The sequence below is a fragment of the Benzoatithermus flavus genome (assembly GCF_037908215.1).
Lineage (GTDB): Bacteria > Pseudomonadota > Alphaproteobacteria > Geminicoccales > Geminicoccaceae > Benzoatithermus > Benzoatithermus flavus.
Genome location: NZ_JBBLZC010000160.1, coordinates 1 through 503 on the forward strand (window position 1 = coordinate 1; position 503 = coordinate 503).

Annotated in this window: 1 protein-coding gene; it reads right to left on the reverse strand. The window is 57.1% G+C overall.

What is annotated here, in order from left to right:
* Positions 1-9: 9 nt before the first annotated feature.
* On the reverse strand, positions 10-503 hold a 494-nt coding region (locus U1T56_RS24670; protein WP_418162103.1), incomplete at its 5' end, for a transposase.

Below are 503 nucleotides of genomic sequence, written 5' to 3' on the forward strand. Positions count from 1 at the left end.
GGGTACCCCTTACGCGATACGGAGCTGTTTTTTGATCACATCAACGGGAATATCTTGCTTTGCAGCGTCATAAATGAACTCGACGACGCTGTGGTCTTTCCGCGACCGAAGAAGCTCCAGCCCGGTGGAGAGGTTTTGGCGGGATTCGGCGATGCTGTACACGCAGGAGAGCAGCACCACCGCCCAATACCGTTTCACCGCCCGAATGTGGCGAACGCGGTATCCATCCAGCTTCAGTTGATCTTTCGCCTGCCGGAAAAAGCACTCGATCGTCCAACGCTGAGCATAGTAACGCAAGATGTCTTCGTCCCCGAGTTCCCGGTCGGTGCTCAAGATGCAATGAAGATGTTCCGGCGCCATCGGCTGATTCGCCTTCCAAGCCAGCAGCACCACCGCGTCATCGAGGCCATGGATGGCCCCCTCATAGCGATACACGCGATAACGCTCCTGCCCCACCGTGACGAGGCGGGTGTCTTTGGACTCGATATAGCGGGCAAACTGCT